At 67.0% G+C, this 23,150-nt stretch carries 21 protein-coding genes; 13 read left to right on the top strand and 8 right to left on the bottom strand.

Going from position 1 to position 23,150, the window contains the following annotated elements; genetic code table 11:
* Nucleotides 1-134: 134 nt before the first annotated feature.
* On the bottom strand, nucleotides 135-812 hold the full coding sequence (locus J2W22_RS01315; protein ID WP_307116464.1) for a queuosine precursor transporter: 678 nt from the start codon (nucleotides 810-812) through the stop codon (nucleotides 135-137).
* A gap of 319 nt (nucleotides 813-1,131) precedes the next feature.
* Between J2W22_RS01315 and J2W22_RS01310 the strand changes: the two genes are divergently transcribed.
* Together J2W22_RS01310 and J2W22_RS01305 are read left to right on the top strand one after the other, a co-directional pair.
* Nucleotides 1,132-2,427: a NupC/NupG family nucleoside CNT transporter gene (locus tag J2W22_RS01310; RefSeq protein ID WP_307116463.1), complete on the top strand. Its 1,296-nt coding sequence runs from the start codon at nucleotides 1,132-1,134 to the stop codon at nucleotides 2,425-2,427.
* Nucleotides 2,428-2,619: 192 nt separating this feature from the next.
* The gene (locus tag J2W22_RS01305; protein ID WP_307116462.1) at nucleotides 2,620-3,510 is read left to right on the top strand and encodes a PilZ domain-containing protein; all 891 of its coding nucleotides are present in this window, start codon (nucleotides 2,620-2,622) and stop codon (nucleotides 3,508-3,510) included.
* Here the strand turns inward: J2W22_RS01305 and J2W22_RS01300 are convergent.
* A complete protein-coding gene (locus J2W22_RS01300; protein ID WP_307117969.1) occupies nucleotides 3,507-4,376 on the bottom strand; it encodes a 3-hydroxyacyl-CoA dehydrogenase NAD-binding domain-containing protein in 870 nt (289 codons plus the stop codon). The two genes, J2W22_RS01305 and J2W22_RS01300, sit on opposite strands and share 4 nt — an antisense overlap.
* A 62-nt stretch (nucleotides 4,377-4,438) precedes the next feature.
* Here J2W22_RS01300 and J2W22_RS01295 point away from each other — a divergent pair, with 62 nt between their 5' ends.
* The 7 genes from J2W22_RS01295 to J2W22_RS01265 all read left to right on the top strand — a co-directional run bounded on the left by J2W22_RS01295 (nucleotide 4,439) and on the right by J2W22_RS01265 (nucleotide 9,411).
* Nucleotides 4,439-5,431: a DUF1176 domain-containing protein gene (locus tag J2W22_RS01295; protein ID WP_307116461.1), complete on the top strand. Its 993-nt coding sequence runs from the start codon at nucleotides 4,439-4,441 to the stop codon at nucleotides 5,429-5,431.
* A gap of 58 nt (nucleotides 5,432-5,489) precedes the next feature.
* Nucleotides 5,490-6,386 (top strand): acetylglutamate kinase, encoded by an 897-nt coding sequence (argB, locus tag J2W22_RS01290; protein ID WP_307116460.1) that lies wholly within the window; start codon nucleotides 5,490-5,492, stop codon nucleotides 6,384-6,386.
* A 301-nt stretch (nucleotides 6,387-6,687) separates the two neighbouring features.
* Nucleotides 6,688-6,984: a YggT family protein gene (locus tag J2W22_RS01285; RefSeq protein WP_307117968.1), complete on the top strand. Its 297-nt coding sequence runs from the start codon at nucleotides 6,688-6,690 to the stop codon at nucleotides 6,982-6,984.
* A gap of 7 nt (nucleotides 6,985-6,991) precedes the next feature.
* Nucleotides 6,992-7,300 carry a DUF167 family protein gene (locus tag J2W22_RS01280; RefSeq protein ID WP_307116459.1) on the top strand — a complete coding sequence of 103 codons (309 nt, stop codon included), beginning with the start codon at nucleotides 6,992-6,994 and terminating at the stop codon, nucleotides 7,298-7,300.
* The gene (folD, locus tag J2W22_RS01275; protein ID WP_307116458.1) at nucleotides 7,290-8,165 is read left to right on the top strand and encodes a bifunctional methylenetetrahydrofolate dehydrogenase/methenyltetrahydrofolate cyclohydrolase FolD; all 876 of its coding nucleotides are present in this window, start codon (nucleotides 7,290-7,292) and stop codon (nucleotides 8,163-8,165) included. The genes J2W22_RS01280 and folD overlap by 11 nt, the downstream gene beginning before the upstream one ends.
* The gene (locus J2W22_RS01270) at nucleotides 8,165-8,773 is read left to right on the top strand and encodes a hypothetical protein (protein ID WP_307116457.1); all 609 of its coding nucleotides are present in this window, start codon (nucleotides 8,165-8,167) and stop codon (nucleotides 8,771-8,773) included. Before folD ends, J2W22_RS01270 begins: the two co-directional genes overlap by 1 nt.
* Nucleotides 8,770-9,411, top strand: a complete 642-nt coding sequence (locus tag J2W22_RS01265) for a MarC family protein (protein ID WP_307116456.1) — start codon at nucleotides 8,770-8,772, stop codon at nucleotides 9,409-9,411. Before J2W22_RS01270 ends, J2W22_RS01265 begins: the two co-directional genes overlap by 4 nt.
* 129 nt (nucleotides 9,412-9,540) lie before the next feature.
* Here J2W22_RS01265 and J2W22_RS01260 read toward each other — a convergent pair whose 3' ends face one another.
* Complete coding sequence (locus J2W22_RS01260) at nucleotides 9,541-11,385, bottom strand: AcrB/AcrD/AcrF family protein (protein WP_307117967.1); 1,845 nt, start codon at nucleotides 11,383-11,385, stop codon at nucleotides 9,541-9,543.
* Nucleotides 11,386-11,512: 127 nt separating this feature from the next.
* Between J2W22_RS01260 and J2W22_RS01255 the strand changes: the two genes are divergently transcribed.
* Both J2W22_RS01255 and J2W22_RS01250 read left to right on the top strand, forming a co-directional pair.
* Nucleotides 11,513-11,929, top strand: a complete 417-nt coding sequence (locus J2W22_RS01255) for a GtrA family protein (protein ID WP_307116455.1) — start codon at nucleotides 11,513-11,515, stop codon at nucleotides 11,927-11,929.
* 1 nt (nucleotide 11,930) lies between these two features.
* On the top strand, nucleotides 11,931-12,659 hold the full coding sequence (locus tag J2W22_RS01250) for a class I SAM-dependent methyltransferase (RefSeq protein WP_307116454.1): 729 nt from the start codon (nucleotides 11,931-11,933) through the stop codon (nucleotides 12,657-12,659).
* A gap of 145 nt (nucleotides 12,660-12,804) precedes the next feature.
* Here the strand turns inward: J2W22_RS01250 and J2W22_RS01245 are convergent, their stop codons facing one another.
* Nucleotides 12,805-13,827, bottom strand: a complete 1,023-nt coding sequence (locus J2W22_RS01245) for a glycosyltransferase family 2 protein (RefSeq protein ID WP_307116453.1) — start codon at nucleotides 13,825-13,827, stop codon at nucleotides 12,805-12,807.
* A 414-nt stretch (nucleotides 13,828-14,241) separates the two neighbouring features.
* Between J2W22_RS01245 and J2W22_RS01240 the strand changes: the two genes are divergently transcribed.
* Nucleotides 14,242-16,446 carry a TonB-dependent hemoglobin/transferrin/lactoferrin family receptor gene (locus J2W22_RS01240; RefSeq protein WP_307116452.1) on the top strand — a complete coding sequence of 735 codons (2,205 nt, stop codon included), beginning with the start codon at nucleotides 14,242-14,244 and terminating at the stop codon, nucleotides 16,444-16,446.
* Nucleotides 16,447-16,467: 21 nt separating this feature from the next.
* A complete protein-coding gene (locus J2W22_RS01235) occupies nucleotides 16,468-17,424 on the top strand; it encodes a DUF6607 family protein (protein WP_307116451.1) in 957 nt (318 codons plus the stop codon).
* 124 nt (nucleotides 17,425-17,548) lie between these two features.
* Here the strand turns inward: J2W22_RS01235 and J2W22_RS01230 are convergent, their stop codons facing one another.
* From J2W22_RS01230 to J2W22_RS01215, 4 genes are all read right to left on the bottom strand, one after another.
* Nucleotides 17,549-19,360 (bottom strand): hypothetical protein, encoded by a 1,812-nt coding sequence (locus tag J2W22_RS01230; RefSeq protein ID WP_307116450.1) that lies wholly within the window; start codon nucleotides 19,358-19,360, stop codon nucleotides 17,549-17,551.
* 100 nt (nucleotides 19,361-19,460) lie between these two features.
* A complete protein-coding gene (locus J2W22_RS01225) occupies nucleotides 19,461-20,429 on the bottom strand; it encodes a hypothetical protein (RefSeq protein WP_307116449.1) in 969 nt (322 codons plus the stop codon).
* A gap of 95 nt (nucleotides 20,430-20,524) precedes the next feature.
* The gene (locus tag J2W22_RS01220) at nucleotides 20,525-22,615 is read right to left on the bottom strand and encodes a RelA/SpoT family protein (protein WP_307116448.1); all 2,091 of its coding nucleotides are present in this window, start codon (nucleotides 22,613-22,615) and stop codon (nucleotides 20,525-20,527) included.
* A 116-nt stretch (nucleotides 22,616-22,731) separates the two neighbouring features.
* Nucleotides 22,732-23,043 (bottom strand): CC_3452 family protein, encoded by a 312-nt coding sequence (locus J2W22_RS01215; protein WP_307116447.1) that lies wholly within the window; start codon nucleotides 23,041-23,043, stop codon nucleotides 22,732-22,734.
* Nucleotides 23,044-23,150: the final 107 nt, after the last annotated feature.

Here is a 23,150-nt window from a genome sequence, read left to right as displayed (position 1 = left end):
TCTTCCTTCGTCACCCCGGACTTGTTCCGGGGTCCACTGGGAGGCGAGCGCTGACCTACAGGTTAGAGGCTAGACGCCGCGGCGCGGTGGATCCCGGCACAAGGCCGGGATGACAATAATTGAGGAGGTTCAGCTCAATGCAGCGCCCGCCTCTTGTCCAGGCTGCGCCCGAATGCGACGAACAGGTAGATCAGCGCCGGCACCAGGACGATGCTCAGCACCACCTTGCTCAGCATCTGGCCGACCAGCAGCTCGCCGATCGGGAACACGCCGTAAAAGGCGACGCTGACGAAGATCAGCGTGTCGGCGATCTGGCTCAGCACCGATGCGATCGCGGCGCGCAGCCAGAGCAGCTTGCCGCCGCCGCTCTTCAGCGCCGAGAAGATGGTGACGTTGAGGATCTGCGAGATGCCATAGGCGATGATCCCGCCCAGCCAGATGCGCGGCGTGCCGCTCATCATCAGCTCGAAGGCATGCAGCCGGTCGGGCGCCATGCTCGGCGAGGCGGGGAGGGTGAGGACCAGGATCGACAGCAGCACCGACGTGACCAGCGGCACGAAGCCGATCAGCACCAGCCGCCGCGCCGTGTCCGGCCCGTGCAGCTCGGCGACCGCGCTGGAGACTGCGACGAGCAGCAGGAAAGCGAAGATGCCCGCTTCCACCGCGAGCGGGCCGACGCCCACCCAGTTGCCGATCTGCGAGATCGGGCCGAGCGAGACCTGCTTGTTGCCGAGCACGCCAGCGATGCAGACCATGCCGCCATAGAAGATCGATAGGAAGAAGAGCGAACGCGGGATGCGAATGGTGTCCATGGGCGGACGCTAGCGAGAAATGCCTGCACCGCAAGTCCCGGGGACTTTGGGACTTGACAAAGTTCCTGTTTTGTTCTATCGGCGGTTCCGAGATCTCGAAAATCCCGTTCCTTCCGTCATCCGCCCGGCTGTCCTCGCCGGGCGGGGCCGCGGAGCGTTGGCCCGCGCGTGCGGGCGCCTGCGATCGCACGCGGCGATGTCGGGAACTTTGTGAACTTCCGCCCCGCAGCTTCTGCGGGGAACGGAATCGGCTGCCTCTGGCCATGCGGGTGCGAGCGTGTATGCTCACAGGCTTGGGCGTTTGCCTTGGGGGTAGAAGTTGAATCAGTTTCCGGTCGGCATCTTCGGCGTGCTCGCGATCCTTGGCATCGCCTTCGTGCTTTCGTCGAACAAGCGCGGGATCAACCTGCGCGTGGTCGGCGCCGCCTTCCTCCTCCAGGCGGGCATCGCCGCGCTCGTGCTGCGGACCAGCTGGGGCCAGGCGGCGCTGCACGGCCTGTCGAGCGCGGTCTCGGCGCTGCTCGGCTATGCCGGCGCCGGCACCAGCTTCCTGTTCGGCCCGCTCGCCAAGCCCGAACTGGGCGGCCAGAGCTTCGCCATCGCGGCGCTGCCGGTGATCATCTTCTTCGCCGCCCTGGTCTCGATCCTCTACCATCTCGGCGTGATGCAGTTCGTTATCCGCTGGATCGGCGGCGCGATCGAGAAGGTGGTCGGCACCACCAAGGTCGAGTCGCTCTGCGCGGCGGCGAACATCTTCGTCGGCCAGAGCGAATCGCCGCTGGTGATCCGCCCCTATCTCGCCCGGCTGACCCCCTCGCAGCTCTTTGCGGTGATGACCGTCGGCATGGCCGGCGTCGCCGGCACGATCCTCGCCGCCTATGCCAGCCTGCTCGGCGCGGCATCCTTGCCCTATCTCCTTGCCGCCTCGTTCATGGCGGCGCCTGGCGGGTTGCTGATGGCCAAGATCATCATGCCCGACAGCCCGGTGCAGGACGGCGAGCTGCCGCTCGGCGACGATGCCGAGGAAGCGGCGATCAAGGTCGCGGAGCAGGACATCGAGGAAGAGCGCGCCGCCAATCTCATCATGGCCGCCGCCTCGGGCGCTTCGACCGGCGTCAAGATCGCCGTGGCGGTGGGCGCGATGGTCCTCGCCTTCGTCGCCCTCGTCGCGCTCGCCAACGGCCTGCTCGCGGGGGCGGGCAACTGGCTCTATTACCAGACGGGTCATGCCGCCTGGGCGAGCTTCCTCCAGGATCTCAGCTTCCAGAAAATCATCGGCACGATCTTCGCGCCGGTGATGTACCTGCTCGGCATCTCTTGGCACGAGGCGACTGCGGCGGGTGGGCTGTTCGGCACCAAGGTGGTGCTCAACGAGTTCGTCGCCTTCATCGATCTCGGCGCGATGACCGACATCGCGCCGCGCACCCGCGCGATCGTCACGTTCGCACTTTGTGGTTTTGCCAATTTCAGCTCGATCGCCATCCAGATGGCGGCGACCGGCAGCCTCGCACCGAACCAGCGGCCGATGATCGCGAAGCTCGGCATCCGCGCGCTGATCGCCGGCAGCCTCGCCAATCTGATGAGCGCGGCGCTGGCCGGGCTGCTGCTTCCCTGAGTCGTTAACCTTTTGGATACCTCGGTTACCTAGATTCGGACCAAATCGGCAGGACAACGCTGCGCCGGGGGCGCGCTGTACTTGCCGGGGACAATCGACATCGGGTGGAGAGCGGGTCGCGCGCCATCATCGGACCGTGCCGAAGGCCGGCCCAGGGATGTGCGCTCTCCAGGACAGTAGCTGGAGTGACGCGTGACCAATTTCATCGCCACTGGTCCGGATGCACGTCCGCTCCGCATCCTGCGCCGCCCGCCGCCGACGCCGGGCGAGGAAGCGCTGGGCCGGGTGCGGGACTGCCTGCAGCTGGCCTTCCGGCCTGCCGGCGAGGGCAGCGTGCCCTCGCATCCGCCGCTGCCGCGTGCCGTTGCGACCTCGAAACGTTACAGACATCTGACGGACGCATATTCGCCGCGGGTCACAACAGAAAAGCCGTTGGAGGCGCACATTTCCCGCACCGAAATCTCCTTCCAGCCCGAAGTGCCGACCATGGAACGCCGAAGCGACGATCGTTCGAAGATCTCGGTCTATCGATCCGCGATGCTGCGATGGGACGGCTATGAGGCGCTCTGCCTGATCCGCAACATCTCGCCAGGCGGGCTGATGGGGAAGCTCCACACCAGCCTGCCCCCCGGCGAGCCGGTGACGGTCGAGATCCGCTCGGGCAACGAGATCGCCGGGCATGTCGCCTGGTCGGCGGACGGCACGGTCGGCGTGCAGTTCGACGAGAAGATCGACGTGCTCGAGGTGCTGCACGCGCCGGTCCACGGCGATCCCGGCCTCACCCAGCGCATGCCGCGGCTGCGGATCGCCTGTCCGGTCAGCCTGGTCGCCGAGGGACTGCGGGTCAGCGTCACGCTGGTCGACGTGTCGCAGGGCGGGGTGAAGGTCGAGGCGGATTTCCTCCGCGAAGGCGATGAGGTGACGGTGGGCGTGCACGGGCTGGAGGGCCGCCGCGGCGTGGTGCGCTGGGCGCATGACGGCCGCGCCGGGATCGCCTTCCTCGCAGCGATCCCGTTCGACACGCTCGCCAAATGGGCGCTCGACCGCCAGGCCGAGCTGACCCAGGCCGAGGCCGGCGCCTAGCGCGTCGGCACCGGCTCCGCGCCGCTATAGTCGTAGAAGCCGCGCTTGGTCTTGCGGCCGTACCAGCCGGCTTCGACATATTTCACCAGTAGCGGCGCCGGCCGGAACTTGGGATCGCCGGTGCCTTCGAACAGCACGCGGGTGATCTCCAGGCAGGTGTCCAGCCCGATGAAGTCGGCCAGGGTGAAGGGCCCCATCGGATGGTTGAGGCCGAGCTGGCAGGCGGCGTCGATGTCCGGGATCGTCGCCACGCCTTCGCCGAGCGCGAAGCAGGCCTCGTTGAGCATCGGCATCAGCACGCGGTTGACGATGAAGCCGGGGGCGTCGTTCGCATGGACGATGCGCTTTCCGAGCGACTGGCCGAAGGATTCGACCGCTGCGACGGTGGTATCCGAGGTGGCGAGGCCGCGGATCAGCTCGATCAGGCCCATCACCGGCACCGGATTGAAGAAGTGCACGCCCATGAAGCGTGCCGGATCGGGCGAGGCCTGGGCGAGGCGGGTGATCGGGATCGACGAGGTGTTGCTCGCCAGAATCGCGTCGGCGCCCAGCACCTTGCCGACGCTCTCGAAGATCTGGCGCTTGATCGCCTCCCGCTCGGTCGCCGCCTCGATCACCAGGTCGCAGGGCGCGAAACTGTCGGTGCCGCCGACGCAGGTGATGCGGTCAAGCGCCGCTTCTGCGTCACCGGCGCTGATCTTCTCCTTCTCGACTGCCCGGGCGAGCTGCTTGGCGATGCCTGCCTTGCCGGCTTCGGCACGCGCCTGGTCGACGTCGGAGAGCAATACCGCATAGCCCGCCTGGGCCGACACCTGCGCAATGCCCGCGCCCATCTGCCCCGCACCGATCACGCCAACCGTCTTCATCATCGTCTCTCCTTTGGCGCCGCTCCTATCGATTCGAAGCCGAATCGGCTAGGCTCGACGCCATGCTGCTCCTCGCCTTCCTCCTCGCCGCCCAGGCCGCGCAAGACGGTCCCGAGAAACTCTATGGCGACTGGGTCGTGGCTTGCGACAATCTGCACGGCTGCGAGATGACCTCGCTCCTGCCGGGCGACCAGGCGATGCCCGAGGAAGGATCAGGCTATGATGCGACCATGTCAGTCATCCGTGAAGCCGGACCAGCGGGCGGCTTCACGGTGGAGGTCTGGCCGGCCGAGAAGCCGAGCGGCAGGGCCACGCTCAAGATCGACGACGTGACGATCGCCACCGCACCGGCCGGGGACGAAGCGGTGACCTTCCAGGGCGCCGACGCTGCGAGGATCGCCGCCGCCATGCCGAACGGCAAGGCGCTGGCGCTCGTCGATGGCGACGGCAAGACCGTCGCGCGCATCTCGCTCGCCGGGTCCTCGGCCTCGCTGCGCCACATCGACGCCGACCAGGGCCGGGCCGGCACGGTGACCGCGGTTGTCGCCCGGGGAACAAAGCCTGCCGGTGCGGTTCCCGCCGCGAAGGTTGCCGAGCGGATCGCCGCGCTGCGCCCGAGCGGTGCGCCCGTGGCCGTCTCCAGGGCAATGCGGCTCACGCTGGAGAAGCAGAGCGATTGCGACGGCCTCTATGACGGTGCCGAGAGCGCACCCGAGGTCGAGACCCATGCGCTGGGCGGCGGCAAGACGCTGGCGCTGCTGCCCTGCGGAGCCGGCGCCTATAACTACAGTACCGTCGCCTTCGTCATCGCCGGCGGCAAGCCCGCCCGCGCGGTCTTCGACGACGGCAATGACGGCATGCTGGTCAATGCCGGCTTCGACAAGGGTGAGCTGTCGACCTATGCCAAGGGGCGCGGCATCGGCGACTGCGGCGATAGCGCGACCTATGTCTGGGACGGCACCCGCTTCCGGCTGACCCGGGCGCGCTCGATGGGCGAGTGCCGCGGCTCGACCAACTGGCTCACCACCTTCCGCGCGACTGCCGTCTTCCGCTAGACATGTTCCGCTTCCGCTGAAAGTTGCGGGGGCGCCCCGGTGGCCCTATGGGGCCGCCATGACCAATGCCCCCGATCCCGCGCTGCTCGCCAAGGCCGAAACGCTCGTCGAGGCGCTGCCCTATCTGCAGCGCTACGCCGGTGCGACCTTCGTCGTGAAATATGGCGGCCATGCGATGGGCGATCCCGAGCTGCAGCGCGACTTCGCCGAGGACGTGGTGCTGCTCAAGGCAGTGGGCATCAACCCGATCGTCGTCCATGGCGGCGGCCCGCAGATCGGCGCAATGCTGAAGCGGCTGGGCGTCGAATCGAACTTCGTCGGCGGCCTGCGCGTCACCGATGCCGAGACCGCGCGCATCGCCGAGATGGTCCTGGCCGGATCGATCAACAAGGAGATCGTCAGCTGGATCGGCGCCGCGGGCGGCCGCGCCGTCGGCATCTCCGGCAAGGACGCCGGCCTGGTCACCGCCGAGAAGGTCACAGGACGCGAGGCCGATCCGCTGCAGGGTATCGAGCGCCATGTCGACCTGGGCTTTGTCGGCGAGCCGGTGGCAGTGAATCCGGCGATCCTCCATTCGCTAGCCGCGCAGGACTTCATTCCGGTGGTCGCCCCGATCGCGCTGGGCGCCGATGGGCATACCTACAACATCAACGCCGACACCATGGCCGGGGCGATCGCCAGCGCGATCGGCGCCTCGCGCTTTTTCCTGCTGACCGATGTCGCCGGCGTGCTCGACAAGCAGGGCGAGCTGCTTACCGATCTCGACAGGGCTCGGGTGGAAGCATTGAAAGCTGACGGCACGATCAAGGGCGGCATGATCCCCAAGGTCGAGACTTGCGTCCACGCCGTGGAGCAGGGCGTCGATGCGGCGGTGATCCTCGACGGGCGTATCCCGCATGCGATGCTGCTCGAGATCTTCACCCGGCGCGGTGCGGGTACTTTGGTCCACGCCTGAATTTCCTACACTTGCGGCCGTGCGACTCGGCGGGCCGCTGCTGAAAGTCACAAAAAGTCTCGACAGCCAGGCGTCACGCCTGGGCATGCGTCGGCGCAACTTTGCCATGGCGCTGCGCATCCGCGCGAATCCTATGGTTCCTACCTGTCAAAGAGCGGCTGCGTTCCGCGCGCAGCGCCGGGAAGCCAAACAGGTGGAATCCTACATTGCAAGGAAGGCCTGCGCCGGGGTTGTTGCGGGGCGCCGCCTTGCTTAAGTTCCCGCCCAACCTTTCTCGGAGATCGCCTTGTCCTTTCTCATCATGCTCCTGCAGGTCGCGCAGTATCTGCTGTGGGTGCTCAGCTGGATCATCATCATCCAGGCGATCCTGTCCTGGCTGATCGCGTTCAACGTGATCAACACGTACAACGACTTCGTCCGCTCGGTGTGGCAGACGCTGGAGGCGATCACCCGGCCGATCTACCGGCCGATCCGGCGGATCATGCCCGATTTCGGCGCGCTCGACCTTAGCCCGCTGGTCGCGCTGCTGCTGATCATCATCCTCAAGGACTTCGTCCTGAACTGGGCGATCGCCCAGCTCGCCGGCGCGATCTACTGACGCCGGCGTGCCCCCCTGGCGGCGCATCGCGGACGGGATCGAGATCGCAGTCCGCGTGACGCCGCGCGCGTCGCGCGACGCTTTCGCCGCGGGCCCCGAAGCGCATTTCGCCGCCCGGCTCGCCGCGCCGCCGTTGGAGGGCGCGGCCAATGCCGCGCTCGTCCCGCTGGTGGCGGCGGCGTTTGGCGTACCCAAGCGCGCCGTCAGCCTGATCGCGGGCGATACCGCGCGGCTCAAGCGACTTCGTGTCATCGGCGACCCCACAGCGCTGGAAGAACGGGCCCAACGTCTCTATGGCGGGGCGCATGACGGCTGACATCATCGACGGCAAGGCGTTCGCCGCGGGCCTGCGTGCCCGCGTGGCGGAACTGGTTCCCGCGTTCCAGGCAAGGACCGGGCGCGCGCCCGGGCTCGCCGTCGTGCTGGTCGGCGAGGATCCGGCCAGCGCGGTCTATGTCCGCTCCAAGGGCAAGCAGACCCGCGAGGCGGGGATGGAGAGCTTCGAGCACAAGCTCGGCGCCGACACGACCCAGGCGACGCTGATGGCGCTGGTCGACAAGCTCAACGCCGATCCCGAGGTCGACGGCATCCTGGTCCAGTTGCCGCTGCCCAGGCATATCGACGAGCAGGCGGTGCTGCTGCGGATCGATCCGGACAAGGACGTGGACGGCTTCCACCCGGTCAACGCCGGTCGCCTCGCCACCGGGCTCGACGGCTTCGTGCCCTGCACCCCGCTCGGCTGCCTGATGCTGCTCGAGGACCGGCTGGGCGACCTGGCCGGGCTCGACGCCGTGGTGATCGGCCGCTCGAACATCGTCGGCAAGCCGATGGCGGCGCTGCTGACCCGGGCGAGTGCGACGGTGGCCCTGGTCCATTCGAAGACGCGCAACTTGCCGCACTATCTGAAGCATGCCGATATCGTCGTGGCGGCGGTGGGCCGGGCGCATTTCGTCAAGGGCGAGTGGCTGAAGCCGGGCGCTACGGTGATCGACGTGGGCATCAACCGCACCGAGGCTGGGCTGGTCGGCGATGTCGATTTCGACAGCGCGGCGAGCGTGGCGGGCGCAATCACGCCGGTGCCCGGCGGCGTCGGCCCGATGACCATCGCCTGCCTGCTGCGCAACACTCTGGTCGCCGCGTACCGCAATGCCGGGGTGCCGCTCGAGAAGGGCGCGATCTGATGCTCCTGGCCGCGCTGGTCCTGCAGGCCGCGGCGCCGCAGACGGCGGTGGAAGCCGAGCGCGCCTTTGCCACGGCGGCGCAGGCCAGGGGGCAGTGGACGGCGTTCCGCGACTATGCGTCGGATGAGGCGGTGATGTTCGTGCCGCAGGCGACCAACGCGCAGGAGTGGCTCAAGGGTCGCAAGGATCCTGCGAAGTCGGTCGAATGGTGGCCGACCGAGAGCTATGTCTCCTGCTCGGGAAATCTTGCGGTCAACACCGGCGGGGCGCTTTGGCCGGACGGCTCCAGCGGCTATTTCTCCACGATATGGGCGAAGCAGGGTGACGGCAGCTGGAAGTGGCTGGCCGATCATGGCGGCGCGGTCGCCGTGCCGCGCGCCCGGCCTTCGCGACCGAAGGTCGTGCGGGCTTCCTGCGCGGGAAAGCCGGAGATCGACATGGGCGGCTGCCTCTCCGACGCGGATAGCACGGGATGCCATGCCGCGCGGGACCAGTCGCTTCAGGCGCGCTGGGATCGGAAGGGCGATACCGTTGTCTTCTCGGTCGTGATCTGGACCGGGCGCGGTTGGAAAACGGTGTTTGACGAGGGAGCGGCGCCCGCCAAATGATCGAGCTGTTCATCTCCACCTTCATCACCTTCTTCGTGGTAATCGACCCGCCGGGCTGCGCGCCGATCTTCGCGGGGCTGACGGCCGGGACGAGCGCGGTGCATCGCCGGGCGATGGCGGTGCGCGCGGTGATCGTCGCGGCCGTCATCCTGTTCGGCTTCGCGCTGTTCGGCGAGGCGCTGCTGCGCGCGCTGGGCATCAGCCTCAACGCCTTCAAGATCGCCGGCGGCATCATGCTGTTCCTGATCGCGCTCGAGATGGTGTTCGAGAAGCGCACCGAGCGTCGCGAGGACCGGGCCGAGAAGATCAAGGCGGAGGAGCCGACAGACATCTCTATCTTCCCGATGGCGATGCCGATGATCGCGGGCCCCGGCTCGATCGCTTCGACCATGCTGCTGATGTCGCAGAACAACGGGCTGGAGCGCACCGCCGTGGTGCTCGCGGCGATGGCCGCGATCCTGCTGCTGACCTTGCTGGCGCTGCTCGCGGCGGGGCCGCTGATGCGGGTGGTCGGTGCCAAGATCGAGGCGGTGGTGTCGCGGCTGCTCGGCGTGTTGCTGGGCGCGCTGGCGGTTCAGTTCGTAATCGACGGGATCAGCGCCGCGCTGGTCGCCGGGCGGGCGGTGAGCGGGCACTAATCTCCCTCTCCAAATGCATTGCTGTCCCCGGCGAAGGCCGGGGTCCAGACTAAGCGTGCGCGTCGCAGACGCGCCAAGGGCGCGTGATTTCAAGGACTGGGCCCCGGCCTTCGCCGGGGAAAGAGGAAGTCACTTTGCGGAAGTGTTTGGCTTCGCCGCCATATCCGGCAGATCGTAGCGGATCTTCCACAGCTTGAACGGCAGCGGCGTGCCCGGGCGGACCTGGCGGAGCGGAACCGGCTCGAGCCAGTTCGGCACCTCGCCCCGGGCGAGTTGCGCATAGAAGCCGTTCGGGCCGCGCGAGCGGTAAAGCGTCGTCTCCGACATGTTCGGGCAGACCAGCAGATATTGCGCGCCATGCGCCTTGGCGATCGGGCGGAAGTTCGGCGTCGGCCAGGTGAAGGCATGGTGGACGTCGAGGATCGCGCGGCCGTTGCGGTGATAGGGGCCGGCGATGCCATTGTGATGCGTGGTGACGATAAGCCGCGGCCCGAGATCGACATGGGTGAAGATCGTCGCGGCGGGGATGTCGTCGAGCACGCGCAGATTGCTCAGCCGCGCGCAGGCGGCGTTGGCGGCGGCGACCTTGTCGGGCGGTGCGGGCTTGCCGGGTTTGGCGCCCTTGTCGGCCGAGAACCACGGCACGACCAGCCCGGCCCAGAGGCCCGAGAGCAGCAGGAAGGCGGCGACCGTGCCGAAGACGCGGAGGACGACGCCGAGGACCATCGCGGGGACCTCGCCGATCCAGCGTGCCAGCGGTGCCCTGAGGCCGAGGAACCAGGGCACCACCACGACCAGCAGCGCCGTCGAGCCCGGCACCGCGAGCAGCTGCGCGGCGGGGGCGGCGCGGACCTGCCAGAGCAGCATCGCGCTGGCGAAGGCAGTGAACAGCGCGATGGCGGCCCAGCCGACCAGCGCCGCGCTGCGCCGCGCGCGCCAGGTGGCGAACAGCGCGCCGAGCACGCCGATCACCGGCAGCACGGCCATCGGGAAGGCGGTCTTGAAGGGGTGCTTGTAGATCGGCCGCGCCTCGCGGACATTGTTGAGCCAGGTATTGGCGAGCTCGTCCGACACCTGTTCGGGCCGGCCCAGGCATTGCGGGAAGAGCAATGCGAAGCCGGCGACGATCACGCCGCCCGCCAGCGCGGCGAGGGCGAGGCGGATCCAGCGATTGGCCGGGTTGAGCAGCGACAGGCCGAACAGCAGCGCGCCGGCGGCGATCATCACGCTCAGCCATACCGGGGTGAGCGCGTCGCAGCGCAGCACCTGATTGGCGTTGGAGGCGAACAGCGCGAAGCCGAGCGCCGAGCCGCCGCCCAGCGTCAGGCCATAGACCTGCATGCGGCGGACATCCTCGCGGTCCCAGATCCAGCGCAGCGCGATGATCGCTCCGGCCATCGCGCAATAGGGCAGCATCTCCAGCCCGATGGTGAGCGATGCGGCGCTCGACAGGCCGACGGTGGCGCCGCCGCGGGCACGCTTCGGGTCGGCCAGGCCGGCGACGGTGAGCGCGAGGAAGGCGAGCTGCCAGCCATGATGGTCGATGCGCAGGGGGGCGTACATCGACATGGTCGAGGTGCAGCCCATCAGCACGATCAGCGCGACCGGCCAGGCCCAGGGCGTGATCAGCCGGCGGACGGCGAGCGAGAGCCCGGTCATGGCAAGCGCGAGCGGGAGGAGGGGGGCGAGGCCGCACGCCCAGCGCTCGGCGGTGGCGGTGCCGACGAACGGCTTGAAGGCGAGGATCAAGCCGGCGATCGGCAGGTCGACGAGGCGCGACCAGTGGATGTCGAAGCCGCCCAGCGCCGGATCGAGGCGATAGTTGCGCAGGTCGTACCAGCCCTGGCCGGCGAGCCAGGCGCGGACCTGCATCAGCCGCATATTGTCGTCGGTGTCGCCGAGGACCAGCCAGTAGATATTGCCCTGGCGGTCATAGAGGAACCACAGGACCACGCAGAGCCAGAACAGCCCCATCCAGCGCAGCCAGTTACGGTCCAGTTCCTGGTCGAGGCGGAACCCGCCCGGCACGTTCGGCTTCAAAATCGCTTCCCTCGCATTGATGCAGGCATTAGGGCCGCGTTCGGTTCCTGGGCAAGCGATAGTGACAGCGGTACTCAAGCGATTTGAAGAGATGTGGGCGAATGGCGTGCTGGGACAGCTCGTCCGCTTCGGCATTGTCGGACTGGCATCGACCTTCGTCTATGCCGTGGTCTACTGGCCGCTCGCCACCTATGCGATCCCGCCGGTGCTCGCCTCGATCGCGGGCTTCCTCGTCGCGGTGGTGTTCGGCTATGTCTTCCATAGCCGCTGGAGCTTCAAGGGGCACGAGGCCGAGGGCGGGGTGGGGACCCAGTCCAAGTTCGTCGCGGTCCAGTCGGTCGGCATGGCGATGAACGCCACCTTCACCTGGGTGTTCACCGGGCCGCTGCACCAGCCGACCTGGGTGCCGCTGCTGCCCGTGGTCTTCGTGACCCCCGTCATCACTTTCGCGCTCAACCGTTATCTGGTGTTCAAATAAGATGGACCGCATCGTCTACGAGCGCATGGCCGCGCATGACACCACCCATTGGTGGTACCGCGCGCGCCGCGAGATCCTCTCCGACTATCTGACGCGCTACGGCGCGATCCCCGCCGGCGCGCGCATCCTCGAGATCGGCTGCGGCACCGGCCACAATTTGCCGATGCTTGCCCAGTTCGGCGAGATCGACGCGATCGAGATCGACGAGACCGCCGCCGCCAAGGCGAGCGAGCGGCTGGGCAAGAAGGTCGGCTCCTCGCCGCTGCCCGAGCTCGCGGGCGTGGCGGACGGCAGCTACGACATGGTCGCGGTGCTGGACGTGATCGAGCATGTCGAGGACGATGTCGCGGCATTGAAGGCGATCGCGCGCGTGCTCAAGCCCGGCGGCAAGATCCTGATCACCGTGCCGGCGCATCAATGGATGTGGAGCGCGCACGACGTGGTGAACCACCACAAGCGCCGCTATTCCAAGGGCACGTTGATTGCTTCGCTGCAAAAGGCGGGGCTGGGCTGGCGCAAGCTGCGCTGGTTCAACTCGCTGCTCTTCCCAGTGGCGGTGGCGGCGCGCCTGCTCGGCAAGCTGACCGGTAAGGACGACAGCGACGATTCGCCGCCGCCCAGGCCGCTCAACGCGGCGTTCGAGGCGGTGTTCGGGGTGGAGCGGCACCTGCTCGGCCGGCTGCCGATGCCGCCGGGGCTTTCGATCATCGTGCTGGCCGAGCCGAAGTAACATTCGTCATCCCGCGCCAAAATCGTCATCCCGGCGAAAGCCGGGATCTCAGGCGATGGCGCGGGGAAGGAGCCGCACGAGACCCCGGCTTTCGCCGGGGTGACGGATAGTGGCCGGGATGACGACTTGGGCGCGGGATGACGGCTTAATTCTCGCCCCGCGGCGTCACCGGCGAGACGCTGACTTCGCCCGAATCGGCGTAGCGATAGCCGAGCGACGCATGGCCCATCACCGGGCCGGCTACATCCGCCACGATGTAGAGCGGCCGGCGCTTGGACTCGACATAGAGCCGGCCGAGATACTCGCCGATCATGCCGAGCACGAACATCTGCACCGCGCCCAGCACGACGACGACCAGCATCAGCGAGGTCCAGCCGGGGATCGCCGCGCCCATCAGCCAGCCGGCGACGATGTAGAGCACCAGCAGCGCCGAGGCGGCGGTGAGGATCAGGCCGACATGGCTGGCGAAGCGCAGCGGCGCAGTCGAGAAGCCGGTGATCGCGTCGAGCGCGAAGCGGATCATCTTGCCGAGCGGATATTTGGTCTCGCCGGCATGGCGCTCGTGCCGGTCATAGGGGAAGGGCACCTGCTTGAAGCCGACCCAGGCGACCATGCCGCGGATGAAGCGCGCCTGCTCGGGCAGCGACAGGAACGCGTCGAGCGCACGCCGGGTCATCAGCCGGAAATCGCCGGTGTCGAGCGGGATCGGCGTGTCGGTGATCTTGTCGAGCATGCGGTAGAAGAAGGCGGCGGTGATCTTCTTGAAGATCGTCTCGCCGTCGCGCTTGCGGCGCACCGCATAGACCACGTCGGCACCCTGCGAGCGCATCGCGGCGCGCATGTCGGTGAGCAATTCGGGCGGGTCCTGCAGGTCGGCGTCGATGATCAGGATCTCGTCGCCCGAGCAGAGGTCGAGCCCGGCGGTGAGCGCGAGCTGGTGGCCGTGGTTGCGCGACAGGTTGATCGCGACGAGGCGCGGATCGCCGGCCGAGAGGCGCTGCATGACTTCCCAGCTCTTGTCGCGCGAGCCGTCGTTGATCAGCACGATCTCGTAATCGTCGCCCACCGCCGCGCGGGCCGCGCCGGAGACGCGGCTGTGCAGCATCTCGAGGCACGCCTCTTCATTGTAGCAGGGGATGACGACGGAGAGTTGCGGGCGCTTTTGCATGACCGGACGCCTTAGCGGCGAGACGAGCCGACGTCGAGCGGCCCGTTGCGGACACTGTGGACGCGGAAGTTGGCTCGGTTCGCGCGAGTCGCAGCATGGTGGGGGCGGTAGCGAAACGCTGCGGGGAGTGCGGCGTGCCGTGCGCGCGGACACTCCGGCTCACGGAAGTTGGCACGGCACTTCGACCCACTCCGCGAAACCCGCGCATTTCTGGCGCAGGGACAGTGCTCCACTTGCGATCCACGTGTTCAAAGAGCGGCCCTGAGGCTGACTGGAACATTAGCAGAACCAGGCCCTGTAGGACAGGCCCAGCCCGGCTCCGCCCGTCGTTACGGGGTTGACGCCAATCGTCCCGTCCGTCTAACGCAATCCGCGATTGAGAATCACTTGCATTAGCAGAAAGGATTTCGGGGCATGCGCGGCGCTTTGGGGGTGGGGATCAGCCTGTGGGCATTGGCGGCGGCGATGCCCGCGCTGGCGCAGGCGCAGGACAAGAAGGCCGACGCGCAGCAGGATTCGACGATCACCGTCACCGCCACCCGCATCCCGACCGACGTGAAGGAAGTGCCGGCCACGGTCAGCGTGATCGACGAGAAGAAGATCGCCGACCAGCTCGTCACCGACATCAAAGACCTGGTCCGCTATGAGCCGGGCATCAGCGTGCCGCGCGGCCCGACGCGCTTCGGCGCGGCGCTGGGCGTCACCGGCCGTGCGGGCAATGAGGGCTTCATCGTCCGCGGCATCGGCGGCAACCGCGTGCTGATCCAGGTCGACGGCGTGCGCGTGCCCGACGGCTTCACCTTCGGCGCCCAGTCCTCGGGCCGCGACTATGTCGATGTCGGGCAGGTCAAGTCGGTCGAGATCCTGCGCGGTCCGGCCTCCGCGCTCTATGGCAGCGACGGCCTGGCCGGCGCGATCAGCTTCACCACCAGCGATCCCGCCGACTTCCTGGGCGGCGACAAGAAGGTCGGCGGGCTGGTCCGCGCCGGCTACAGCTCGGCGGACAACGAGTTCGCCGAGACCGGCATCGCCGCCGCCCGCTTCGGCGACCTGTCGGCGATGATCTCGTACACCCGCCGCGACTTCCACGAGCTCGACAACAAGGGCACGGTCGGGGGCACCGGCGCATTGCGCACCGAGCCCAATCCGCAGGACGGCCGCTCCAACGCCGTGCTCGGCCGCCTTGTCTACGAGCCCGATGCGCAGAACCGCTTCCGCATCACCGGCGAATATCAGGACAGCCATATCGACACCAATGTGCTGACCGGCCTCAGCACCACGGTGGACCTGCTCCAGGCCCGCGACAGCACCAAGCGCGGCCGCATCGCCGGCGACTGGTTCTGGAAGGGCGACGGCCTGTTCGACCATGCCCGGGTGAGCGCATACTGGCAGGACGGCGAGAACCGCCAGTTCACCGACGAGGACCGCACGCCCGCCGCCGATCGCGAGCGGCTCAACACCTTCGAGAACACCGTGTTCGGCGGCTCGGCCGAAGTCGGCATGCGCTTCGAGACCGGCGCGCTGAAACACCGCGTGGTGTTCGGCGGCGACATCAGCAGGACGCACCAGCAAGGACTGCGCGACGGCAAGGTGCCGCCGGCGGGCGAAGTTTTCCCGACCCGCGCCTTCCCCGAGACCGACTTCACCCTGGCCGGCGCCTTCATCGCCGACGAGATCGCGGTCGGTCCGCTGACGCTCTACCCGGCACTGCGCTTCGACGCCTATGACCTGTCGCCCGACAAGGACCCGCTGCTGCCGGCCTTCGCGGCGGCGGCCCAGTCCGGCTCGCGCGTCTCGCCCAAGATCGGCGCGGTGGTGAAGCTGAGCGACGAGATCCGCTTCTTCGCCAACTATGCCCAGGGCTTCAAGGCGCCCGAGCCGAGCCAGGTGAACCAGTTCTTCTCCAACCTCGCATTCGGCTACACCTCGCGGCCCAATCCGAACCTGCGGCCCGAGACCAGCGAGAGCTGGGAAGGCGGATTCCGCCTGAACAGCGGCCCGGTGAGCCTCGACGTGACCGGCTTCATCGCCGACTATGACAATTTCATCTCGCAGGAAGTGACGGGCGGTGCGGGCACCCCGGCCAATCCTTCGATCTACCAGTTCATCAACATCGACCGCGCCAAGGTGAAGGGTGCCGAGGCCCGGCTCCAGCTGCGCTCATCCTATGGCCTTACCGGCACGCTGGCGATCGCCTATGCCCAGGGCGACCAGATCGAGCCGAACGGCGCGCGCGTGCCGCTGTCGACGATCGATCCGCTCCGGGTGGTGCTCGGCCTCGGCTATCGCGCGCCGGATGGGCGCTTCGGCGGTGACCTGACCGCGACGCACGGCGCGCCCAAGGAAGCCGCTGCGGCCAATGGCGTGTGCGTCGGCGGGACCTGCTATCGTCCGGACGGCTTCACCGTCCTCGACGCGACCGCCTTTGTCCGGATCACCGACGGGCTGACGCTGCGTGCCGGCGTGTTCAACATCTTCGACACCAAATACACGCTGTGGAACGACGTGCGGGGGCTGACCCTGGTGACCAGGAACGGCGTGCTGACCGCGCCGGACAGCGCCGATTCCTACACCCAGCCGGGCCGCAACGGCTCGGTGTCGATCAGCTATCGTTTCTAACCGCTTCTGAGGACCAGGATCATGAAGCTTCTTCTCCCGATCGCATTGTCACTGCTCGCGCCGATGCCGGCGCTCGCCCAGGCGCCGGCCGCGGCGCCGGCGGCCAAGTCGGCCTTCGAGGCCGACCGGGCCGACATCCTGGCGATGGCCGGGACCTACAAGGTGAAGTTCGACATGCAGGAGAGCACCTCCTGGCGCGCCGACTATACCCCGATCCCGGTGAAGGTGTCGGGCGGCAACGAGGTCGTCCGGGTGATCGAGGATAATGGCAAGACCATCCGCCTCCAGCACCTGCTCGTCGTCGACATGGGCGAGGGCAAGAAGATGGTGATCAAGCATTGGCGCCAGGACTGGCAGTACGAGCCGGCCAGGGTGCTGGTCTATTCGGACCGCGACGCCTGGACCTGGACCGAGGTGCCCGCCGGCGAGCGCAAGGGCGCGTGGTCGCAGACCGTCTATCAGGTGGATGACTCGCCGCGTTATGGCGGCTGGGGCAAATGGGCCGCGGTCGGTGGGCAGCGCCGCTGGGTGTCGAACGAGACCTGGCGCCCGCTGGCGCGCCGCGACGCGGTGCGCGGGCCGGTCTATGACCGCTATCTGGGCGTAAATCGCCACGCCATTGCGCCGGCCGGCTGGATCCACTGGCAGGACAATCTGAAGATGGACGGCGCCACCACTCCGGTGGTCCAGGAATATGTCCTCAACAGCTATACCAAGTTCAGCGACTTCGACGTGAAGGCGGCGGACGATTACTGGGCGGCGACCAAGGGCTATTGGGGGGCGATCCGCGGTGAATGGGACCGCATCGCCGCAGCCAAGGGCGGGATCCGTATCACCGAGGAAGCCGATCACGGCACCGTGATCGCCGGCCGCGTGCTCGAGATCGCCGACGAAATCCAGCAGGGCAAGACCAGCGAGGCGGACGGGATCAAGACGGCCAAGGCGCTGATGGACCAGGCGACGCGCGCGGCGCGATAGAGTTTCCCCCTCGGGAAAAGGCCCTCTTTCCTTGGTCGGAGAGGGTCGGGGCGAGTCAGGCGGATCCCAAGCCCGCCGGGCTCGCCCCTTTTTTTATTGCCGGCCCAGGCTGTGGTGCCCGCCGTCAAGGCAATGCGGCGAACTTGGCTTGCGCTTCCTTGATGCCGATCAGCGTATTCGCGCGCGTGAGTTCCGCCTGAAGGCGAAGAGTCTCGTTGGCATATTCCTTTGACACCGCCGGTTCCTCCGGGGGCGGGGGATTCAGCTGGTCATGGATCGCCTTCTCGGTCGCGAACTTGTCGCGCTGGAACTGCAGTTGCGACAACTGATCGTCGCGGATCGCCTTGGCTTCGGCCCGGTTCGCGGCGATCTCCGCCTTCGCATCGGCTTCCGCCTTGTCGCGGGCCGCTTCCTGGGCCTTCAGATACGCATCGACCTTGCTGGCGGAGGCGGAGATGCTGGCGAGTGCCCCGGCCATGACCGCAGACTTCTCCGAATATTGCATCTTCTCGATGCCGCCATCGAGCCGGAGGCTTACGCCCAGCACGTTGTTCTGGAAGGGGCCATTGCTGAACTGCAGGAAGCGCAGCTGCCCCTTTTGCGGCGCCATGACCATGCTGCCCTCGAAGATTGGCTTTACCTTCGTGTTCGCACAGGCCTTGTCCCGGTCGCAGAGCACCAGCCGGGCCAGCACCGGTTCCCGGATGAAGATCCCCTTGTCGTTGGTGGCGTCCCTGGCCGGGGTGAAGCCATTCTCCACGAGGCAAGGCACGCCGAATTTCACCTTCTTGCATTCGGGAGGGGCGGCCTGATCGGTTTCGAGCGAGGCATAGAGGCCAAGCCGCCTGCGCGCACAGCGCGATGCCTCTTCGCCGATGTCGCAACCGTCATCGGCTGCGACGCCTTCGAGCGTTACCTTCAATATCGATATGGTGTCCGTAGCGAGCTTGGCCGCTTCCGGCGCGGCGGCTTTGGGCGATGCGTCGAGCTGGTCGATGGCGGCGGCGAGTTTCACGGGATCGGTGGCCGAGTACGGAGCGATATCCACATCGACCCACTTGTCCGCCCAGGCCTTGAACAATTCCGAGCTGGTGATCGGGCCAGGTGTCGTGTCGAACGCGCCGGGCCAGCGGGTGGTCTCCGTGAAGGTCAGCTTCCCGTCATTCTCGGCGAGCTTCGCCTGGAGCTCGGTAAGTTCCTTGGACAAGGCGAGCTGGCTCTCATGCAGCTTGAGCAGCTTTATCGCGTCATTGGCGTCGCTGAGCTTCAGTGTCGCGCGTACCGCAAGGGTGTCGGCTTCCTTGCCGCCCTGCTCGAGCAACTTGATCAGTTCCTTGACGCGCTTGCGCGCCGTGACCGAGTCGGTGGTCAGCCGCTGTGCATCATCATTGCAGACGAGCTTGACCTTCTGGACGGTCGCGTTCTTGACGAACGCGGCGGCGGCCGCTTCGGCCGGGGTTACGCTTTGCGGAGTTGCCGGTACGCCGGTCGCCAACGAGGCGCCGGTGACCGCAGTATCCACGACAGCCTTGATGACATCGCCCGTCTTGTCTTCCGCGCTGGCATTGATCGCTTTGAGGGTTCCCGATCCGGGGTGCGTCTCGATCGAGAAGTCCGTGATCTTCAGCTTGTTGCCCAATGCCCGATAGTCGATGACATACCGTTCCCCAGCGACGTAGCCCGAGGTGGCAGTTGCCTCGACGGTCATGTCCAGATCGCTCTTGGGATCGGCGCCGACGGCAGCGCGCGGACAGTCCACGATCTTGTAGGTCGCCTTGATTTCGTATTGGAGCATAGGCAGCGCATAGGAAATGCCCGGCAGGGCATCGTGGCTGGATGTCCGATTGAAGTCAGGACGCGTCGAAAGGCTGGTGGTGCAGCCGCCCAGCAGCACAAGTATTGCTGCGCCGCATGCGCGCATGATCGCGTTTCTCATGGAAATCCCCCTATTCCCGAGACGCGGTTTACCGTATTTTTATGGTTAATGCCAAGTCATATGCCAAATTGATCCGTTGTGGTCGGTTATTCCTTGCGCATCACAAGGAAAATCCCAGTGCGCTCATCACGGCACGGATCGGCGTGAAGTAACTTCCAAGAGTCGAGGCGGCAAAATGCAGGCCGACGATCTTCCCGTTATTGCTGTCTAGCACGAGTGCGCCCGAATCTCCCTCTCTCGTATAGGCGGGTTTGCAGAGGCATTGCTTCTCGAAGCCGACCAGGCCCGGCCCTGGATAGGGTACTCGAAGCGTGGCATCGGCATCGTCGATCGTGGATCCCACCGAACCACTCGAACGGCCTGTGAGTGTGACGGTCATGCCGCGGACCGGATCGGCGATGTCGAGGGGCGAGGCTGCGTTGGGAATGACGCGGCTGATCCGGTTCAGTGCCGCGGGCAGCAGCTCGGCCAGTGCGGCATCGACCCTGTTGACATACTGCCCTCCGGTCTTGAACGGCCGGAAGGCGGATAGGAGCGCGATGCGGTCGGCGGGATCGATGCCCCCGTCGGGTGCGGCGGGATAGAGTATCGGGTCGCCGAACGCGGCGGTGCCGGCGGCGGCCAGCACATGTGAGTTGCTGAGGATCGCCGCCTTGCCGTTCTTGCTCACGATGGCGCCGAGGGTTCCCGCCTGGCCAGCGCCGCCCACGCTGTGGCCGCTCGCGATCGGGCTGCGGGTGGCCTGCGGCACGACCTCTCCGATCTCGACGACGTCGGTGTAGATCGCCTTGCCGTTGGGGGCGGCGATGACGGGAGGAATCGCCATTTCGGGCGCAATCCTGGAGCCGTCCTCCTTGTGCCGGACATAGAAGATCAGCGCGAGTTCATCGACCTTGGTGCCGCCGATTTCCTTCTGGGCGATCCCCAGCCCGACAAGGTCGGGGCTCGCAACGATGCGGCGCATGCGTTCGTAATGATGTCGTGTCCATTCGGGCAAGTCGGCTGGCGGCGGTCCGTCATAGTTGGACAGTAATTTCAGGACCTGCTTCAAATGGCGCGGCGTTGTCATCCTGCCCTCCCCCGACGCAGGGGACAGTTATTCCGAGATAATCGCAGCGCGCAATCGAGCCTGTATCCGTTTCGGTGCGCAAGCGCGGCGGTGCGCTAGGCCCGCTCGGCCGAGCTGACCACGTCGGCCGCGCGGAGCGCCGCGAGCAGCCGCATCAGATGGGCGGCGTTGCGCACTTCCAGGTCCATCGTGTTGGTGTGGAAGGTGGTGTCGCGGTTGTCCATGCGCAGGCCGAGGATGTTGGCCTTTTGCTGGCCGATCAGCGTGGCGACCGCGCCGAGCGCGCCGGGCTCGTTCTTCAGCGTGATCTCGATCTGGGCGATGCCGCCCTCGGCCTTGTCACCCCAGGTGAGGTCGACCCAGTCCTCCTCGGTGGTGTCGGCGAGGCTGGGGCAGTCGATGCGGTGGACCTCGATCGGCTCGCCGGGGCGGCGGATGCCGATGATGCGGTCGCCGGGGACCGGGCGGCAATCGACCGAGAAGTGGAACGCGACGCCGGGGGTGAGCCCCTTGATCTCGATCGCGTGCTGCTGCGGCGGCAGGTCGTGCTCGTCCTCGCCATCGGTCGAGCCGGGCATCACCGCTTCCATCACCTGGCCGTCGGTGAACTGGCGGCGGGCGATCGCTTCCATCAGCGAGGCTTCGTCCTGGAGCTTCAGCCGCTTCAGCGCATCGGGGATCGCCGCCTCGCCCGGCGGGGTGGGCAGGCGCTCGACGATCTCGTCATAGAGCTTGCGCCCGAGCGCGATCGTCTCCTCGCGCTCCTTGTGGCGGATGTGGCGGCGGATCGCGGCGCGCGCCTTGCCGGTGATCGCGAAGTTGAGCCAGTTGGCCTGGGGCTCCTGCGCCTTGGAGCGCAGGATCTGGACCTGATCGCCCTGGGCGATCTCGGTACGCAGCGGCACCACCCGGCCGTTGATCTTGGCGCCCACCGCCTGATCGCCCAGGTTGGAATGGACCGCATAGGCGAAGTCGATCGGCGTCGCGCCCTTGGGCAGCTGGATCAGCTCGCCCTTGGGGGTGAAGGCGAAGATCCGGTCCTGATACATCGCCATCCGGGTATGCTCGAGCAGCTCCTCGGGGCTGTCGGCATGCTCGAGGATCTCGATCAGGTCCTTGATCCAGCTGACCTGGGTGTCGGGGCGGACGTTGCTCGCCTTGTAGGCCCAGTGCGCGGCGAGGCCGAACTCGGCCTGGGCGTGCATGTCGCGCGTGCGGATCTGGATCTCGATGCGGGTGTCGCCGGCATGGATGATGCTGGTGTGGAGCGAACGATAGCCGTTGCGCTTGGGCGTCGAGATGTAATCCTTGAACCGGCCCGGCACCATCGGCCAGCGGCGGTGGATCACGCCGAGTGCGCGGTAGCATTCCTCCTCGGTGTCGACGATCGCGCGAAAGGCCATGATGTCGCTGAGCTGCTCGAGCGACACGTGGCGCTCCGACATCTTCTTCCAGATCGAATAGGGATGCTTCTCGCGCCCGGTGATCTCGGCATCGATGCCGCCGCGCGACAGGAGCAGCTTGAGGCCCGAGGCGATCTTGGCGATGCGGTCCTCGCCCTCGACCTTGAGGCTGTCGAGCCGTTTGTGGATCGATTCATAGGCTTCGGGCTCGAGCTCCTTGAAGGCGAGCGTCTGCATCTCCTTCATGAACTCGTACATGCCGATCCGCTCGGCGAGCGGGGCGTAGATCTCCATCGTCTCGCGGGCGATGCGCTTGCGCTTGTCGGGGTTCTTGATGTGGACCAGCGTGCGCATGTTGTGCAGCCGGTCGGCCAGCTTGACGAGCAGCACGCGGACATCGTCCGACATGGCGAGCAGGAACTTGCGGAGGTTCTCGGCGGCGCGCTCGCTCTCGGTCTGCGCCTCGATCTTGGAGAGCTTCGTGACGCCGTCGACCATGCGCGCGACATTGTCGCCGAACAGGCGCTGGATGTCCTCGGGCGTGGCGACGGTGTCCTCGACCGTGTCGTGCAGGATCGCGGTGACGATCGTCTCGTCGTCCAGGTGCAGGTCGGTGAGGATGCCGGCCACTTCGATCGGGTGGCTGAAATAGGGGTCGCCCGACGCGCGCTTCTGGCTGCCATGCGCATTGACCGAGAAGACGTACGCCCGGTTGAGCATCGCTTCATCGGCATCGGGGTCGTAGCTCAGGACCCGGTCAACAAGTTCATATTGGCGCAGCACGGGAACTAGATGGGGCCCGGGGCTGTTGCTTTGCAATAAAATTGAGCGCGATCCGGAAGTTCCGAACCGCGCTCAACTGCTTTATCGGTGCTGGTGTGGCGCTGGCGCCATACCGATCAGTGCGCCTTGGCGTTGCACTTCTCGAGGGCGGCGGCGTCGAAATCGGTGCCGTTGGCGCGGAAGGCCGAGAGCTTGCCGACTTCGCGGGCGACCAGCTCGCAGACGATGCCGTCACGGGCATTGGCCTTGGCGGCGGTGCAGGTGCCGGCGCCGCACTTCCACAGCGTCGAGCGGGTGACGAGGCTGGTCTTGGCCGGCGCGGCGACCGGGGTGGCGGCGTAATAGCCGTTCGGGGCACCCTGCGCGATGCCGGCGGCGGGGACGAGGGCCAGCGTGGCCGCGGCCGCTGCGGCGAAGAAGCGGGTCATGGGAAATCCTCCTGGGGGTCGTGAACCTGCGACCGGAGTCGCGACTCAGTTTCTAATTGACATAGAAGTAAGTTGCAACGAGAAACTTTTGCTGCAATGCAAGAAGT

It is taken from the genome of Sphingomonas kyeonggiensis (assembly GCF_030812785.1).
Lineage (GTDB): Bacteria > Pseudomonadota > Alphaproteobacteria > Sphingomonadales > Sphingomonadaceae > Sphingomonas > Sphingomonas kyeonggiensis_B.
Note: the sequence above shows the minus strand (reverse complement) of the source record. Positions and strands in the feature narration are given on the sequence as shown.

Bases quoted from the DNA above. Each gene is read 5' to 3' on its own strand.
- J2W22_RS01270 (WP_307116457.1), top strand. From the start codon at position 8,165: ATGCTCCTGGCCGCGCTGGTCCTGCAGGCCGCGGCGCCGCAGACGGCG.
- J2W22_RS01260 (WP_307117967.1), bottom strand. From the start codon at position 11,385: ATGGGGCTGTTCTGGCTCTGCGTGGTCCTGTGGTTCCTCTATGACCGC.
- J2W22_RS01225 (WP_307116449.1), bottom strand. From the start codon at position 20,429: ATGACAACGCCGCGCCATTTGAAGCAGGTCCTGAAATTACTGTCCAAC.
- J2W22_RS01265 (WP_307116456.1), top strand. From the start codon at position 8,770: ATGATCGAGCTGTTCATCTCCACCTTCATCACCTTCTTCGTGGTAATC.
- argB (WP_307116460.1), top strand. From the start codon at position 5,490: ATGACCAATGCCCCCGATCCCGCGCTGCTCGCCAAGGCCGAAACGCTC.
- J2W22_RS01250 (WP_307116454.1), top strand. From the start codon at position 11,931: ATGGACCGCATCGTCTACGAGCGCATGGCCGCGCATGACACCACCCAT.
- J2W22_RS01235 (WP_307116451.1), top strand. From the start codon at position 16,468: ATGAAGCTTCTTCTCCCGATCGCATTGTCACTGCTCGCGCCGATGCCG.
- J2W22_RS01285 (WP_307117968.1), top strand. From the start codon at position 6,688: ATGCTCCTGCAGGTCGCGCAGTATCTGCTGTGGGTGCTCAGCTGGATC.
- J2W22_RS01295 (WP_307116461.1), top strand. From the start codon at position 4,439: ATGCTGCTCCTCGCCTTCCTCCTCGCCGCCCAGGCCGCGCAAGACGGT.
- J2W22_RS01215 (WP_307116447.1), bottom strand. From the start codon at position 23,043: ATGACCCGCTTCTTCGCCGCAGCGGCCGCGGCCACGCTGGCCCTCGTC.
- J2W22_RS01315 (WP_307116464.1), bottom strand. From the start codon at position 812: ATGGACACCATTCGCATCCCGCGTTCGCTCTTCTTCCTATCGATCTTC.
- J2W22_RS01300 (WP_307117969.1), bottom strand. From the start codon at position 4,376: ATGAAGACGGTTGGCGTGATCGGTGCGGGGCAGATGGGCGCGGGCATT.
- J2W22_RS01240 (WP_307116452.1), top strand. From the start codon at position 14,242: ATGCGCGGCGCTTTGGGGGTGGGGATCAGCCTGTGGGCATTGGCGGCG.
- folD (WP_307116458.1), top strand. From the start codon at position 7,290: ATGACGGCTGACATCATCGACGGCAAGGCGTTCGCCGCGGGCCTGCGT.
- J2W22_RS01230 (WP_307116450.1), bottom strand. From the start codon at position 19,360: ATGAGAAACGCGATCATGCGCGCATGCGGCGCAGCAATACTTGTGCTG.
- J2W22_RS01245 (WP_307116453.1), bottom strand. From the start codon at position 13,827: ATGCAAAAGCGCCCGCAACTCTCCGTCGTCATCCCCTGCTACAATGAA.